This is a genomic window from Caballeronia sp. LZ034LL, from assembly GCF_031451215.1.
In the GTDB taxonomy this organism is placed as follows: Bacteria; Pseudomonadota; Gammaproteobacteria; order Burkholderiales; family Burkholderiaceae; genus Caballeronia.
In genome coordinates, this window is sequence record NZ_JARUXR010000003.1 from 152885 (window position 1) to 166705 (window position 13821).

Here is a 13821-nt window from a genome sequence, read left to right on the forward strand (position 1 = left end):
TAAAGCGTCAGCCCGGCCCGGCCTGCTTCTGCCGGCGATACGCCTGCACCGGCAGGCCGCCCACGCCCCAGTTGTCCATGTCCACTTCCTCGATCACGACGAAGGTGGCGTCCAGTGGCTTGTTCAACACGTCGAGCAACAACTGGCTCACGCCTTGAATGAGCCGCGCCTTTTCGGCGGCGGTGACGGCGTTCGTGCCTGGCGTCGTGCCTTCGCGCGTCACTTGAATGGTTACGATCGGCATGGGTGGCTCCTTCGAACAACGGTTGTAACGGCCGTCATCAATGTCCCGCGCTTTGGCCGCCATCGACGTGGAGAATCTCGCCGGTCACGAACGACGCATTGTCGAGATACAGGACCGCCCCGGCGATATCGCTCATTTCGCCCATGCGTCCCACCGGATGCAGTTTGCCGAGCGCTTCGTGCGTGTCAGGCGCATGCATCGGCGACTTGATGATGCCGGGCGAGACCGCATTGGCGCGAATGCCGGACTTCGCGTACTCGATGGCAAGCGACTTGATAGCGGCATTCAGGCCGCCCTTGGTCAGCGAGGCGAGCACCGAGGGTACGCCGCTCACCGCGTGATCGACGAGGCTGGTCGTGATGTTGAGCACATGCCCGCTCTGGTTCTTCTCCATCTGTTCGATGGCAAGCTGCGTGACATGGAAGAACCCATTGAGGTTCACGTTCAGCATCGCCGCATAGTCCTCCAGCGTGTACTGTGTGAAGGGCTTGGCGATGAAGATGCCGGCGTTGTTGATCAGCGTATCGATCCGACCGAAGTTCTCGATCGCCGCCTCCACTACGCGCTGAGCGGTGGCGCGTTCGCCGATGTCGCCCGCTACGGCAATGATGTTGGGATCGTCGGCTTGCTGGATGGAACGCGCGGTGGCGACCACGGCATGACCTTGCGCGCGGAATGCCGCGACGATCTCTGCGCCGATGCCTTGCGACGCACCCGTGACGATAATGACTTTCTGCAAATTGCTCATGATGAACCTCGATAAGAGAACAGGGGCCTGTTGCGGATCGGACCGTTGGCTCCGATGGCTTGTAATCTAGGCGCTTCGAGGTTCGTTGCGTACACCCGCGGTGGACTTTCAGTCTTGCGCGGCAGGAACAAATCGCCCCGCATGACCGTTCATTCATAATTCAACACGCAAAACTCAAAATGCAAAACTCGAAAGGGAGCACCCAGTGAGCTTGTCCCAGGTAAAGGCTTTCGTTTTCGATGTGTTCGGTACGGTGGTGGACTGGCGCGGCGGCGTCACGCGCGAGGCTGATGCATTTCTGAAGCGTCACGGGCGTCCCGGCGCGCGGCCCGAAGCCTTCGCCGATGCCTGGCGCAGCCGCTATGTGCCCGCCATGCGCAAAGTGATCAGCGGGGAGCGGCCGTTCGTCCGGCTGGACGTGCTGCATCGCGAGAATCTGCTGGACGTGCTGCCCGAGTTCGGCATCGATGCGGCCGCGGTCCCGCCCGAAGCGCTCGATGAGCTCAATCTCGCGTGGCATCGTCTCGATCCGTGGCCGGATTCGGTGCCTGGCTTGCAGCGGTTGAAGGCGCGCCATATCATCGCGCCGCTTTCGAACGGCAATATCAGGCTGATGGTAGATATGGCGAAGCGCGCCGGCCTGCCGTGGGATGCGATCCTCGGTGCTGAAATCGCGCAGATCTACAAGCCGGCGCCGGAGGCCTATTTGCGTACGGCTGAAGTCCTGATGCTCGCGCCCGCCGAGGTCTGTCTCGTCGCGGCGCACAACAACGATCTTGCGGCGGCGAGGCAATGCGAGCTCAAGACGGCGTTCATCGCGCGGCCGCTGGAGCACGGTCCCGGTCAGACAAGCGACCTGCAAGCCGAAAGCGACTGGGATGCTGTCGTGAACGACCTGAACGAACTGGCCGATGCCGTCGGCGCTTGAGCGCGGCGGACATCGGCCGGATAGTGCGGTTCAGCGATGAATCAGGCCGCGCCTTCAACGATGCGGAAATCACGCACCACGGCGTCGCCGAGCACGCGCAGCGCTTCCTTGTAGGTGTCGCTGTTGTACGCGGCCATCGCGGCTTCGAGCGAATCGTACTCGACCACGACCGTGCGTTCGAGCGCGCCTTCGCCTTGCGCCAGGGCCGCGACGCCGCGGACCAGCGGACGGCCGCCGCCTTCCTTGATGGCCTGCGTGGCGAGTTTCGCGTATTCGGCGGCCTGCTCGGGCTTCATGATCGTCTTGTACACGCTGACCCAATAACCTTTTGCCATCTGTATCTCCGTGGTTTGAGCGGCGCCCTGGCGCCTCGAGACGGACACCACGCGTCAAGCGCGCGTGCGTCCGGTTGCGGCGGCCAGCATAGCAAATAATCGGGCGATCAATCGGCAGCGTACTTGCGGTCGAGTTCGTCGAAGAGCGGTTTGTTCACGAGCCTTTGACGCTCCGCAAACGGCGCGACGACCGCGGGATCTTCGTCGAGCCGGCCTTGCGACTTCAATGCGCCCAGCGCGGTCTGCATGCCGCGCACCGCGCCTTGCAATGCTGCATTCGCATACAGCACAATGCTGAAGCCGAGCTGCTGCAGATCGGCGCGGTCCGTCACCGGCGTCTTGCCGCCGATCACGATGTTGATCAGCTGCGGCGCGTCGAGCAGTTTGGGCAGCGACGCGATCTGCTCCGGCGTTTCGATCGCCTCGACGAAGAGAATGTCGGCGCCTGCTTCCACGAAGGCGCGCGCACGTTCGATTGCAGCGTCGAAGCCCTCGACCGCGCAGGCATCGGTGCGGGCAATGATCTGGAAATTATCGTCTTCGCGCGCATCCACGGCGGCGTGGATCTTGCCGACCATTTCGCTTGTCGATACCACCGCCTTGCCCGCGAAATGCCCGCACTTTTTCGGCATCACCTGATCTTCGAGCTGGATGGCATCGGCGCCTGCGCGTTCGAGCGTGCGCACCGTATGGCGCACGTTGAGGGCATTGCCGAATCCGGTGTCGGCATCGACGAGGAGCGGCAGATCGACGGCATCGCGGATGCGCGCGGTATGTTCAGCAATTTCCGCGAGACCGACGAAGCCGAGATCCGGCATGCCAAGCGACATGTTCGTCACGCCCGCGCCCGTGATGTAGATCGCTTCGAATCCCAGGTCCGCGACGACGCGCGCGCTCATGGCGTTGAAGGCGCCGGGCAGGAGCAGTCCGCGCCGTGCCTCGACCAGTTCACGGAAGGCGGCGCGGCGGCGGGAGGAAGATGTCGTCATGGCTGGGTTCCGAAAAAAAGTGGAATGGGGCGTTTCGATACGCCCGGCGTTTGCCATGCTAACGCGGGCGTCGCTTTAGTGCTCGCCTTCCCTCGTACTTCGTTTCCATCAATCGAAACGAAACAGCGTGCGCGCCGAGTCGCGGATGACCGCCGTGCGCTGTGCGGGGTCCGGAATCCAGCGGTCCAGCGCGGCGCGCGAGTCATCGTATTCGATCAGGCTGCGATGCTGCGTATGCGGCCAGTCGCTGCCCCACACGAGCCGCTCCGGTCCGAAGGCATCAAGCAGGGCGGCGGTCAGCGTCTGGCCGAGCGCCGCGCCGTTTTCGCCGACGACGTTGCGATACGCCGCCGATAACTTCACCCATACCTTGCCGCTCGATGCTGTCGTCAGCAGATAGCGGAAGCCTGCATCGGCGGCGCCCCGCGCCGGGTCGGGACGGCCGAAATGATCGATCACCACGGTGCAGCGCTGTTCGAGCAGCGGCGTGATGAGCAGCGGCAGGTCGATGGCGTTGCGATGGATCTCGACATGCCAGCCCAGCGCATTGACGCGTTCGAACAGGCTGCGCCAGTGCGCCGCCCGCACATCCGGCAACGCCAGGCCGATGAGATTCAGACGCATGCCCACGACGCCCTGTTCTGCAAGCCGATGCAATGCGGCGTCGCTGATCGACGGATCGATGACGGCCACGCCGCGAAAACGTTGCGGAAAACGTTGCAATACATTCAGAAAAAAAGCGTTGTCCGTGCCGAGAAAACTGGGCTGCACGAGCACGCCATGCGAGACGCCGTTGGCGCGCAAGTGCGCCGCGTAGTCATCGAGGGTCGCGTCATAGTCGGGTGCATGACGGCGATGCGGCGCGAGCGGCAGGCCGCGCACGAAGACATGCGCATGACTGTCGATGGCGTCGATGGGAGCGTGCACTGCGTCGAGCCACTGCTCGTTTCTGGTGTCGAGTAATTGCGTCATGGCGTGTCAGACATGGTTGGGCGAACGTTCGCGCGACGCGCCCTGTGCAGCATCCGTGGCGATGCGGCGGCCCCGGGTCTCCGGCAGCAGCAACGCGGCGATGACCACGAGGCCATAGGCGATGCCGGCGTCGATGCCGAGTGCCTGTCCGATCGGCATCGAATTGCCCATGTGCCCGACGAGCACCGGAAACACCGCGGACACGACGCGTCCGAAGTTGTAGCAGAAGCCCACGCCCGTGCCGCGCACGCCTTGCGGATACAGCTCGTTGAACAGCGCGCCGAGCGTGGCGGGAATGCCGGCGGAGAACAGCCCGAGCGGAAAGCTCAGGATCAGCATCGCGAGATCGCCGATGGGCAGGAACACATAGACGTTGACCGTGATGGCGCAGCAGACCGCGAAGAAGATTACGTTCCTGCGGCGGCCGATCTTGTCCTGCAGCCACGCGCTGACGAAGCAGCCGACGATGAACGCCGAGATCACCACTGCCAGATAGCCTCCGGTGCCGAGCACCGACAGATGGCGTTCCGTTTTCAGATAGGTGGGCAGCCATGTGGTGATCGCGTGGTAGCCGCCATGCGCGCCCAGCCCGATGAGCCCGCCGACGATCGTCGTGCGCAGCACCGATGGATGAAAAATGCCGGCGAGGATCGCGAATGTGCCTTGAGGGCGGACGTCGCCGGCTTCGGCGGTGCGCACCGCGCGAGGCGGCTCTTCGATGTTGCGCCGCATGTAGATCACGAGCAGCGCGGGAATCAGGCCGATGGCGAACAACACGCGCCAGGCCCATTCCGGCGAGACCCACGAGAACACGATCATGTACAGCAGCACCGCGCCCGCCCAGCCGAAGCCCCAGGCGCTCTGCACGATGCCCATCGCCTTGCCGCGATGTTCGGCGCGAATCGTCTCGCCGAGCAGGACCGCACCGGCCGTCCATTCGCCGCCGAAGCCGAGTCCTTGCAAGGACTTGAGCACGAGCAGCTGCTCGAAGTTCTGCGCGAAGGCGCTCAGGAAAGTGAATACAGAAAACCACAGCACCGTGATTTGCAGCGCCTTGACGCGGCCGATGCGGTCGGACAGCACGCCCGCCAGCAGGCCGCCGAGCGCGCCCGCCACGAGCGTCGCGCCGCCGATCAGGCCCGCCTGGCCCTTGCCGATGCCCCAGGTCGCGATGAGCGTCGGGATGACGAGGCTGAAAACCTGCGTGTCGACGCCGTCCAGCGCCCAGCCGGCGAAGCATCCCCACAGCGTGCGCTTTTCGGCTGTGGATACCTCTCGGTACCAGTTCATGTCTTGTCTCCTGCGCGGCTTCACATCCGCCTTTTGTGTCAATGAATGGCCAATGAATGCAGATTGCCCGTGCATTCTAAAAACCAATGTGCGCCGCGCATACTATGGATATGTTCGTTTTTCATAGCATTTTGATATGCTCGCGCCATGGAGACCCGCAACCTCAAATACTTTCTGGCCGTCGCCGATGCGGGCAGCGTGACGCGCGCCGCGGAGTTGCTCGACATCGCCCAGCCCGCCTTGAGTCAGGCGTTGTCGCGCATGGAGCGCGATCTGGGCGTCAAGCTGTTTTCACGCACGCGGCGCGGCGCGCAGCTGACGCCGGCGGGTGAAGCCATCGTCGAGGATGTGCGCCTGAGCGTGGCGCGCATCGAGGCCGCTTCGCATCGCGCCAGGGAGATCGGCGCGCAGCGGGGCGGCCGCCTGACCATCGGCTTTGCGTCCGCTGCGCTGTTCAACCTTCTGCCGCGCGCCATCGGCGCGCTGCGCGCCGAAGTGCCCAATGTCGAGCTGATGCTCAAGGAGATGAGCAACGCGGAGCAGGCCAGCGCGCTGGAACAAGGCACGATCGATATTGGTCTTTTGCATACACCGGTCGCGGTCGGCGGCCGGATGCGGGAGAAGCTGATCGTCCGCGAGCGGCTGCTCGCGGTGCTGCCCCACGCGTTCCGCACCGGCGAGGACGGCAAGGTCGGCCTAAAGGATCTCTCGGACGCCGGTCTCGTGTGGTTTCCCGGCGACCAACTACCCGTCGTGCGCGCTGGCATTTTGAGTGCATTCCGCCAGGCTGGCTGCGAGGCGAATGTCGTGCAGGACGCGAACCGCTCCCTGACCGTGCTCGCTTGCGTCGCGGCGGGATGCGGTGCATCGTTGCTGCCGCAGTCGGTGACGGCGCTGCAATTCGCAGGCGTGCGCTTCTGCGACGTGCGCGACGGAGACAACCTGCCGCCCTTCGAGCTGAGTGCAATCTGGCCGATGCGTTCGCGTCCCACGCTGGCAGACCGCTTCGCCGCGCTGCTCGAAGGATGATTTCAATTCAAAAGTGACAGTGAAATGAGCCAACCGTTGAACGATCTACCTTTGCCCGAAGGCATTCGCGCGCGCAATGTCGACAACGGCAACGGCCTGTCGATGCATGTTCTCGAAGCCGGGTTCGATGCGCCGGACCGGCCGTGCATCGTCCTCCTGCATGGTTTTCCCGAGCTGGCGTATAGCTGGCGCAAGGTCATGCTGCCGCTGGCCGCGGCGGGTTATCACGTCATCGCGCCCGACCAGCGAGGTTATGGCAGGACCACGGGCGCCGACACGTCCTTCAATGCCGATCTCACCCGCTTCGGCTTTCCGAATCTCGTGAGCGATGTGCTGGGACTGGTCTCGGCGCTGGGCTACCGCCGGGTGGCGGCGGTGGTCGGTCATGATTTCGGCTCGCCGGTGGCGGCATGGTGCGGCGTGATACGGCCGGACGTATTCGCGTCGGTTGTCATGATGAGCGCGCCGTTTGCCGGACCGCCGGCATTCGCCTTCGATACCGCGCAGGACGATCCATCGCGCGCGCGCATCGACGTGACGGCCGCCTTGATGAAGGACGCTGTCGATGGGCTCGCATTGCTCGATCCGCCGCGCAAGCACTATCAATGGTATTACTCGGGTCCGCAGGCGGACCACGACATGCGGCATGCGCCGCAGGGACTCGCCGCGTTTCTGCGTGCCTACTTCCATGTGAAGAGCGCGGACTGGGCGGGCAACCGGCCGCATACGCTCGATGGCGTCACGGCAAACCAGCTTGCCTTGCTGCCTGCCTACTACGTGATGAACGCAGACGCCACCATGCCCGCAACGGTCGCGGAACATGCGCCGAGTGACGAGCAGGCCGCTTCATGCGCGTGGCTCACGAATAGCGATCTGGAGATCTATGCGAATGAATACGCGCGCACCGGCTTTCAAGGCGGTTTGAATTGGTATCGCTGCGCTACGGATGCGTATCAGGCGGCCGCGTTGCGGACGTGGTCGGGTGCGACCATCGACGTGCCGGCGTGTTTCATCGCGGGGAGCAGTGACTGGGGCGTGTATCAGCGTCCCGGCGACTTCGATGCGATGCGCCTGCTGGCTTGCAGAAATTTTCGCGCCGCGCATCTGATTGAAGGGGCGGGACATTGGGTGCAGCAGGAACAGCCGGCCACCGTGGCCAGCCGTATCCTGCGTTTCCTGAGGCAGGACGCGCCCGCGTTCTAGCAGGCGTGTCCTTGCATCACTTGGCCGGCGTGCGTCCCTTCTTGATGAGACGCGCGACGCGATGTGCACCGAGCCGCCATTCGTACGGATTGGTGTAGTCGAACTCCTTGACCTTGCGATACAAGTAAGGCCAGAACGAGCCCTGCGCGCGCCGTGATTCATGTACGCGCTGATCGCGCGACAGTTTCCGGTTGTCGTTCCAGGGAAAGCTGCGCACTTCGCTCGATGCCCGTCGCGGCAGGCCGAACACCAGCGAGTAGGCGTAGCGCGGTGCATTGGACGGATTGGGGCCGGCAAAGTGCAGCGTGCGCCCGCCATGGATCGTGCAATCGCCGAGCTGCAACGGGCAGATCACCGCTTCGTTGACTTCGAAACCCGACGTGCATTCGAGCCCGTGCGTGCTAGGGTCTCCGCCAATCGGCCCATGCGGCAAGACCGGGCCCAGGTGTGATCCGGGAATGAACTGCATGCAGCCATTCTCGAGCGACACCGGTTGCAACGGGAACCAGAAGTTCACTTCACGATGTTCGATGCGCGGGTCCGTGAACGCCTCGTCCTGATGCCAGGGCGTGACGGCTTCGGTATGCGGCGGCTTGTGGAAAAAGCTGTCGCTGACGAAGCGCGCCTTGGGTCCGAGCAACTGCATCGCCACGCGCTGCGCGCGCCGTGCCAGGTCCATTTCGAGCAGGCTGCGCTCGAAATGCGAAGGGTGATGCAACTGGGCGAGCTTCGGCTTTTCCGGCCCTTCACCTTCAGGGTAGAAGTCGAAGAGCAAGCCTTCGTTGAATCCCGCCTTTTCGCGCAGCAGGCGGTCACCCACACTGCGCAAGGTCTTGAGTTCCGCGTGCGTCGCGACGTTTTCCAGACGGAGAAAGCCGTCCTTCCAGAAGCTCCCGCACTGCGATTGGGATAGCGTTGTCATCTCCCTTGTCGCCCCGCTCAAAAGATTCCTCTGCCGGTTTATAAAATCCGGTCAGTGGAACAGCACACAAATTAACGTACTGTTCGGTATCGCACAGTACGCCACCCTGGCCCCCTAAAACCCGGCATAAAAACTGCCGCTTTATTCTTCAACTTTTTTCGACGCGACAAAGGACGAAAAGCTGTAATGTACAGCTTTCAGCGGTGTCGGTAGTTATTGCCTGCAGCGTAAGACGGATAAAACAAAATTTCCGGTTTGCATCCGTTTCGTCAAGAAATCGGAAAGCTTTTCGTGCGATTGCACTAACTTCAGCAACAGTCTAACGAGAAAAGCCTACGATAAGCTTTCAAAACAGGACCCGCTGAAATGTCATTTGGTTGGCTAATGCACCAACCGAACCTACTTTGTCGGATATTGCCGGACGACACGGCGGCATATAACTAGAGCGTTCACTAATCGAGCGGTCGCGGATTTCGTTATTGCACGAAAAGATACGGAACGAAGCTTTCAATTTATTAACTCATAGCATGCCGCTTCGCAAAAGCCGGAAGTTGTATCCATACGTGTATCAAGTTTCATCGTGTAAGAGTCTCCGGAATTGCGCTGATTTGTAGGAACTACGGCGTAGGCGTCTGTGTCCACGGGCCTCGCGGCCTGTCAAGTTTTTGGAGGTCGGAACGAACCGCGAGGAGAGAAGTAATGGAGAAGGGACGTGTTGCCGCGCTCGACGCCGGACGGGCGCTTGCGATCGTCGGGGTGGTCGGCGTACACCTTTCGTTTCAGTTTCCCAATTTGCCCGGAAGCGTCGCGCTGATTGCGCGCATGGGGCAGTACGGCGTGCAACTGTTCTTCGTGATCAGCGCGATCACGATCTTCATGACACTCGAAGTGGATCACGCGCGCTGCGCGGATGCGCGCCACGTCACGCTGCGCTTCTACATCAAGCGCTTCTTCCGCATCGCGCCGCTGTACTACGCGGCCATCGCCGTCTATGGGCTCATCAGCTACGGCGCGACGCAATCAGGCATCGAGCGCGCGTGGATACTCGGTGCGCACGGCCCGATGGACGTCCTTCTCAATCTGGTGTTCCTGCATGCGCTCTCGCCGACGGCCATCAATAATGTCGTGCCGGGAGGCTGGTCGATCGGCGTCGAGATGCTGTTCTACATGATCGCGCCGCTGCTGTTCTTCGTCGCGGTGGATCGCATGCGCCTGATGCTGGCCACGGTGGTCTTGCTGGCGATATCGCTCGGCGTGATGTCGATGAGCGAATGCCACGGCACGCTCGAATGCAATGTCGCCAACAATACCTTCGGCTATTTCTGGCCACCGGTGCAAGGGCCGTGCTTCATCGTCGGCATGTGGGCATGGTATGCGTTCCGCTCGAATCTGCTCGGCGCGTCCGCGGTGACGCGGCGCGTGTGCCTGACTTACTTTGCGCTTGCCATTGCCTTCGCCTTGGTGACGGGCGCGCTAGGCGTCTGGTTCGACAAGGCCCATGCGCTTGCGCCCATCGCAGCGGCGTGCAGCGCGGTGGCGTTCCTGCTGTTCGTGTGCTCGCAGCAGGCGCGCAGGCAGCGCGGCACGCCGCGCGCAACCTCTCGCGTACGCTTCATCGGACTAAGGCGTTGCACCGCCGCGTTGGGACGCGAAAGCTATGGCATCTACCTGTGGCACTTCATCTGCGTGTACCTCACCTTCCATTTCTTCGATCGTGTCTTCGGGCAGAAGAACGGCGAGACGTCCATCGCGCTGTTCGGCGCGACGCTGATCGGCGTGCTGGCGGTCTCCTATGCGCTGTCGCGCGTGTCGGATCGGCTGATCCAGGGACGTGCGACGCGACTGTCCCGACGCCTCCTGGAAAGCGTCGACCGGCGCTTTCACCTGACGCGCGAAGCCCGGGCATCGGCGTTGAAATAGCGCATGACAGACAGCCGGCGCCCCCTCAGCCGATACAACGCGATACTCGCCACCAGCGTGACCGCTTCGGTGAGCGCGACGGTCATCCAGATTCCGCGCGGGCCGAGCCATGCGCTCAATAGCCATAACATCGCGAGCAACAGCAGCCAGCTGCGCATGAGCGCCACGAGCATCGAGGCAAGCGGCGCCTCGATGGCCGTCAGATAACCGCTGATCGCGACATTGATCGCTGCGGGCACGAACGCCAGCGCGCACCATGGCAAGGCCTGATGCAACAACGCTTGGGCAGCGGAATCGCTGGGTACGAAAAGGTCGCCGAGCGGTTGTGCAAGCGCAAGGCAGGCGACAGCGGCGAGCAGCGCGAAGCCGGCAGTGGTGACGAGCCCGGTGGTGAACGCGCGTGATACGGCGTGCGCATGGCCCGCGCCGCGCTGGAAGCTCACGATCGGCTGCATGCTTTGAACCAGCGCGATCATCGTGACCGAAGCAATCATCGTTACATACTCGACGACCGCGAACGCGACCAGCCCGGTGTCGCCGAGCGCCCGCAAGACAGCGTGATTGAAAGCGAAGATCGTGACGCTCGGCGCGATCTCGCCCAGGAATTCCGACACGCCGTTATAGGCCATGCGCCACGCATTTCCGGGCGCTGCGAAAGCGCGCGCGACCGGACGCAGACGGCGCGCGCGGACCAGGTGAAAGGCGAACATCGGTACGCATGCCAGTGCCTGACTGAGCCCTGTCGCCCATGCCGCGCCACGCATGCCCCATTGCAGATGACCGACCATCCACCAGGTGAGGGCGACGTCGGCGATGCCGCCTGCGATCAGGCAGGCCAGGCCGAACTTCGCCGCGCCTTCGATGCGCAGGAAGAGTTCGAGTGCATAGCACGCGGTGGGAGACAGCACGAAGGGCGCGTAGGCATGGAGGAATTGCGTCGCCAGCACGGCAAGATCGCCGCGCGCGCCGCTCAGGCGCACGAAGGTATCGGCGTGAAAGAGAATCGCCAGCGTGAAGCCGGCGCCGCATGCGCCGAGCAGCCATAGCGCCTGCGTGAAGGCTTCGGCTGCTTCGGGTTCGCGCTGTTCGCCGAGCAGTCGTGCGACGAGCGTGGAGCCGCCCACGCCGATCATCACACTGAATGCATACGGCAGATAGAGCAGGGGAACCAGCAGGTTCAGCGCGGCGAGCGCATCGGCGCCGATGTACCGTCCGATGAAAATGCCGCTGATGACCGAATGCATGCAATAAACCCATGCAGCGAGCACCGTGGGAATGGCGAGGTTCGTGAACTGCCGGAACAGGGAATCGCTTGACGAATGCATGACGACAAAACCATACGTGACTCGCGGGATAGGTCAACCGGAGCACGCGACATTTCGATCATGCGCGGCGAGGCAATGACATGGCACGGCGGACGCAGGCCGAAGCCGTTCAGGCGACAGGACTGCGCAACGCATTCTGGCGGCGCGAGATCACGCCAGCGGGCTCAACAGCAATGGGACATGCGCGGATGGCATCTTGCATGCCGAATAATGAATGCAACATGCATCGATGACGACGCAGGCATTCGAGCGCAGCGCGGGGAAAGAGGTTCCTGAAAACATGCGTAACCTAATCATGATTCGCATGCAGTATTCAAACGGCAAATAATGTGAAAGTCAGCTTCCCGACGCTTCCATCGGCCGGTCGGATTTGACCCGCAAGCCATACGCCGTCAGCATGCGATACAGCGTGACGCGCGAGATACCGAGTTCGTCGGCTGCTTCGCCCAGACGTCCCCGATGGCGCAGCAAGGCCACTTCGATCGCCTGCCGCTCGGCGGCTTCCCGTGCCTGTGCGAGCGTCATCGGCGCGGCCTCGGCATACTCGCCGAGTTCGAGGTCGCTCGCGAGAATCTGCCGTCCTTCCGACATGACGATTGCACGGCGCACACGATTGATCAGCTCGCGCACATTGCCGGGCCAGCCGTAGTTATGCAGCGCCGCGATCGCGCAGGGCGAGAAGCCGCGCAGGCGGCGGCTTGCATCCTTGCGAAAGCGTTCGAGCATGTGATTCGCCAGCAGTTCGATGTCCTTGCCGCGCACGCGCAATGGCGGCTCGTCGATCTGCAGCACGCACAGCCGGTGATACAGGTCCGCGCGAAACCGTCCTTCGATCATTGCAGCCTGCATGTCGACGTGGGTGGCCGAGATGATGCGCACGTCGACGTCCGTCGAGTCCTGCCCGCCGAGACGTTCGATCTTGCGTTCCTGCAGGAAGCGCAGCAGGCTCGCCTGGCTTTCGAGCGGCAGGTCGCCGATTTCATCGAGGAAGAGCGTGCCGCCGTCGGCCGCTTCCACCCGGCCAATCTTGCGTTGATTCGCACCGGTGAACGCGCCGCGTTCATAGCCGAACAGTTCGGATTGCAGCAGGTGCGGCGGAATGGCGCCGCAGTTGATCGCCACGAAAGGCTGTTCGCGCCGCACCGAACGCTCGTGGATGGCCACGGCCGTGAGTTCCTTGCCGGTGCCGGATTCGCCCGAGATGAAGACGGGTGCGTCGGTCATCGCCACTTTGCGGACCGAGCGATACAAGGCCAGCATGGCGTCGCACGAACCCACCATGCCGCCTTCCACACAGTCGTCCTTGCGGGTGTCGCGGGATGCATTGTCGTGCAGCGACACCATGCCGTACGCATGCCCCACTGCATCGACCAGACGGTCCGCCGCGGAGGGCACGGTCACATAGTCGAAACAGAAGTCGCGGATGAGGCGGCAGATTTCCGGGCTGTCGACGTAATCGGCGTCGACAGTCGCAACCCAGCCCACCTGATAAGTGGCGAGCATTTCGCTCAGCAGCGCGGGTTCGCTGGCGAAGCCGCGCCGGGTCAGATCGACGATGCCCGCCGCCGCGCGCTTGCCATGCTTCGAGGATTTCGCGAGCTTGGCCGGATCGATGCGTTCGATGGCCCAGCCGCGTGCATGCAGCCGTTCGGAGAGTTCTTCCGATACCGTGCGGCCTGCGTAATAGAGTGTTCTGGATTCCCCGTGCATGGCTGTTCTTCCCGTTCTTATATATGCAGAAGCAAGTATGCATTGGAATGCATCGCGACGACACGTCTCGCAAACGATAAGCGGAATTTGAATGTTTGCATTGGTCGGCGGATATCGATTAATAAATGCAAGGCACTTATTGCTTTACGTTCGTTCGAAACGGGCAAGCCTTGCTGCGATTAGCCGCCGCCATGGCGAAGCCGCGC

13 protein-coding genes are annotated in these 13821 nt (G+C 62.7%); 4 read left to right on the forward strand and 9 right to left on the reverse strand.

The features are described 5' to 3' along the window. Positions 1–7: 7 nt before the first annotated feature. Complete coding sequence (locus tag QCE83_RS21805; protein ID WP_309815964.1) at positions 8–244, reverse strand: 4-oxalocrotonate tautomerase family protein; 237 nt, start codon at positions 242–244, stop codon at positions 8–10. 37 nt (positions 245–281) lie between these two features. Continuing rightward, on the reverse strand, positions 282–992 hold the full coding sequence (locus tag QCE83_RS21810) for an SDR family oxidoreductase (protein ID WP_309815966.1): 711 nt from the start codon (positions 990–992) through the stop codon (positions 282–284). A gap of 205 nt (positions 993–1197) precedes the next feature. Between QCE83_RS21810 and QCE83_RS21815 the strand changes: the two genes are divergently transcribed. Further along, positions 1198–1920 carry a haloacid dehalogenase type II gene (locus QCE83_RS21815; protein ID WP_309815968.1) on the forward strand — a complete coding sequence of 241 codons (723 nt, stop codon included), beginning with the start codon at positions 1198–1200 and terminating at the stop codon, positions 1918–1920. A 41-nt stretch (positions 1921–1961) separates the two neighbouring features. On the opposite strand, the gene QCE83_RS21820 is transcribed toward QCE83_RS21815, so the two are convergent. From QCE83_RS21820 to QCE83_RS21835, 4 genes are all read right to left on the reverse strand, one after another. Beyond that, entirely contained in the window at positions 1962–2255 is a 294-nt protein-coding gene (locus tag QCE83_RS21820) for a DUF1330 domain-containing protein (RefSeq protein ID WP_309815970.1), read from the reverse strand. 107 nt (positions 2256–2362) lie between these two features. Continuing rightward, on the reverse strand, positions 2363–3244 hold the full coding sequence (locus QCE83_RS21825; RefSeq protein ID WP_309815973.1) for an oxaloacetate decarboxylase: 882 nt from the start codon (positions 3242–3244) through the stop codon (positions 2363–2365). Between the two features lie 108 nt (positions 3245–3352). Further along, positions 3353–4216, reverse strand: a complete 864-nt coding sequence (locus QCE83_RS21830) for an amidohydrolase family protein (protein WP_309815975.1) — start codon at positions 4214–4216, stop codon at positions 3353–3355. A 6-nt stretch (positions 4217–4222) separates the two neighbouring features. Next, complete coding sequence (locus tag QCE83_RS21835; protein ID WP_309815977.1) at positions 4223–5506, reverse strand: MFS transporter; 1284 nt, start codon at positions 5504–5506, stop codon at positions 4223–4225. A gap of 147 nt (positions 5507–5653) precedes the next feature. Between QCE83_RS21835 and QCE83_RS21840 the strand changes: the two genes are divergently transcribed. After that, the gene (locus QCE83_RS21840) at positions 5654–6535 is read left to right on the forward strand and encodes a LysR family transcriptional regulator (RefSeq protein ID WP_309815979.1); all 882 of its coding nucleotides are present in this window, start codon (positions 5654–5656) and stop codon (positions 6533–6535) included. Between the two features lie 24 nt (positions 6536–6559). Further along, positions 6560–7738: an alpha/beta fold hydrolase gene (locus tag QCE83_RS21845; RefSeq protein ID WP_309815981.1), complete on the forward strand. Its 1179-nt coding sequence runs from the start codon at positions 6560–6562 to the stop codon at positions 7736–7738. Between the two features lie 16 nt (positions 7739–7754). Here the strand turns inward: QCE83_RS21845 and QCE83_RS21850 are convergent, their stop codons facing one another. Further along, on the reverse strand, positions 7755–8660 hold the full coding sequence (locus QCE83_RS21850) for a phytanoyl-CoA dioxygenase family protein (RefSeq protein WP_309815984.1): 906 nt from the start codon (positions 8658–8660) through the stop codon (positions 7755–7757). Between the two features lie 699 nt (positions 8661–9359). Here QCE83_RS21850 and QCE83_RS21855 point away from each other — a divergent pair. Then, positions 9360–10580, forward strand: coding sequence for an acyltransferase (locus QCE83_RS21855; protein WP_309815987.1), 1221 nt, complete (start codon positions 9360–9362; stop codon positions 10578–10580). Here the strand turns inward: QCE83_RS21855 and QCE83_RS21860 are convergent. Then, positions 10541–11905 carry an MATE family efflux transporter gene (locus QCE83_RS21860; RefSeq protein WP_309815990.1) on the reverse strand — a complete coding sequence of 455 codons (1365 nt, stop codon included), beginning with the start codon at positions 11903–11905 and terminating at the stop codon, positions 10541–10543. The genes QCE83_RS21855 and QCE83_RS21860 overlap by 40 nt on opposite strands. 336 nt (positions 11906–12241) lie before the next feature. Next, entirely contained in the window at positions 12242–13615 is a 1374-nt protein-coding gene (locus QCE83_RS21865; RefSeq protein ID WP_309815995.1) for a sigma 54-interacting transcriptional regulator, read from the reverse strand. Between the last annotated feature and the right edge of the window lie 206 nt (positions 13616–13821).

Bases quoted from the DNA above. Each gene is read 5' to 3' on its own strand.
- QCE83_RS21865 (WP_309815995.1), bottom strand. From the start codon at position 13,615: ATGCACGGGGAATCCAGAACACTCTATTACGCAGGCCGCACGGTATCG.
- QCE83_RS21850 (WP_309815984.1), bottom strand. From the start codon at position 8,660: ATGACAACGCTATCCCAATCGCAGTGCGGGAGCTTCTGGAAGGACGGC.
- QCE83_RS21835 (WP_309815977.1), bottom strand. From the start codon at position 5,506: ATGAACTGGTACCGAGAGGTATCCACAGCCGAAAAGCGCACGCTGTGG.
- QCE83_RS21805 (WP_309815964.1), bottom strand. From the start codon at position 244: ATGCCGATCGTAACCATTCAAGTGACGCGCGAAGGCACGACGCCAGGC.
- QCE83_RS21825 (WP_309815973.1), bottom strand. From the start codon at position 3,244: ATGACGACATCTTCCTCCCGCCGCCGCGCCGCCTTCCGTGAACTGGTC.
- QCE83_RS21840 (WP_309815979.1), top strand. From the start codon at position 5,654: ATGGAGACCCGCAACCTCAAATACTTTCTGGCCGTCGCCGATGCGGGC.
- QCE83_RS21820 (WP_309815970.1), bottom strand. From the start codon at position 2,255: ATGGCAAAAGGTTATTGGGTCAGCGTGTACAAGACGATCATGAAGCCC.
- QCE83_RS21860 (WP_309815990.1), bottom strand. From the start codon at position 11,905: ATGCATTCGTCAAGCGATTCCCTGTTCCGGCAGTTCACGAACCTCGCC.
- QCE83_RS21845 (WP_309815981.1), top strand. From the start codon at position 6,560: ATGAGCCAACCGTTGAACGATCTACCTTTGCCCGAAGGCATTCGCGCG.
- QCE83_RS21855 (WP_309815987.1), top strand. From the start codon at position 9,360: ATGGAGAAGGGACGTGTTGCCGCGCTCGACGCCGGACGGGCGCTTGCG.
- QCE83_RS21810 (WP_309815966.1), bottom strand. From the start codon at position 992: ATGAGCAATTTGCAGAAAGTCATTATCGTCACGGGTGCGTCGCAAGGC.
- QCE83_RS21830 (WP_309815975.1), bottom strand. From the start codon at position 4,216: ATGACGCAATTACTCGACACCAGAAACGAGCAGTGGCTCGACGCAGTG.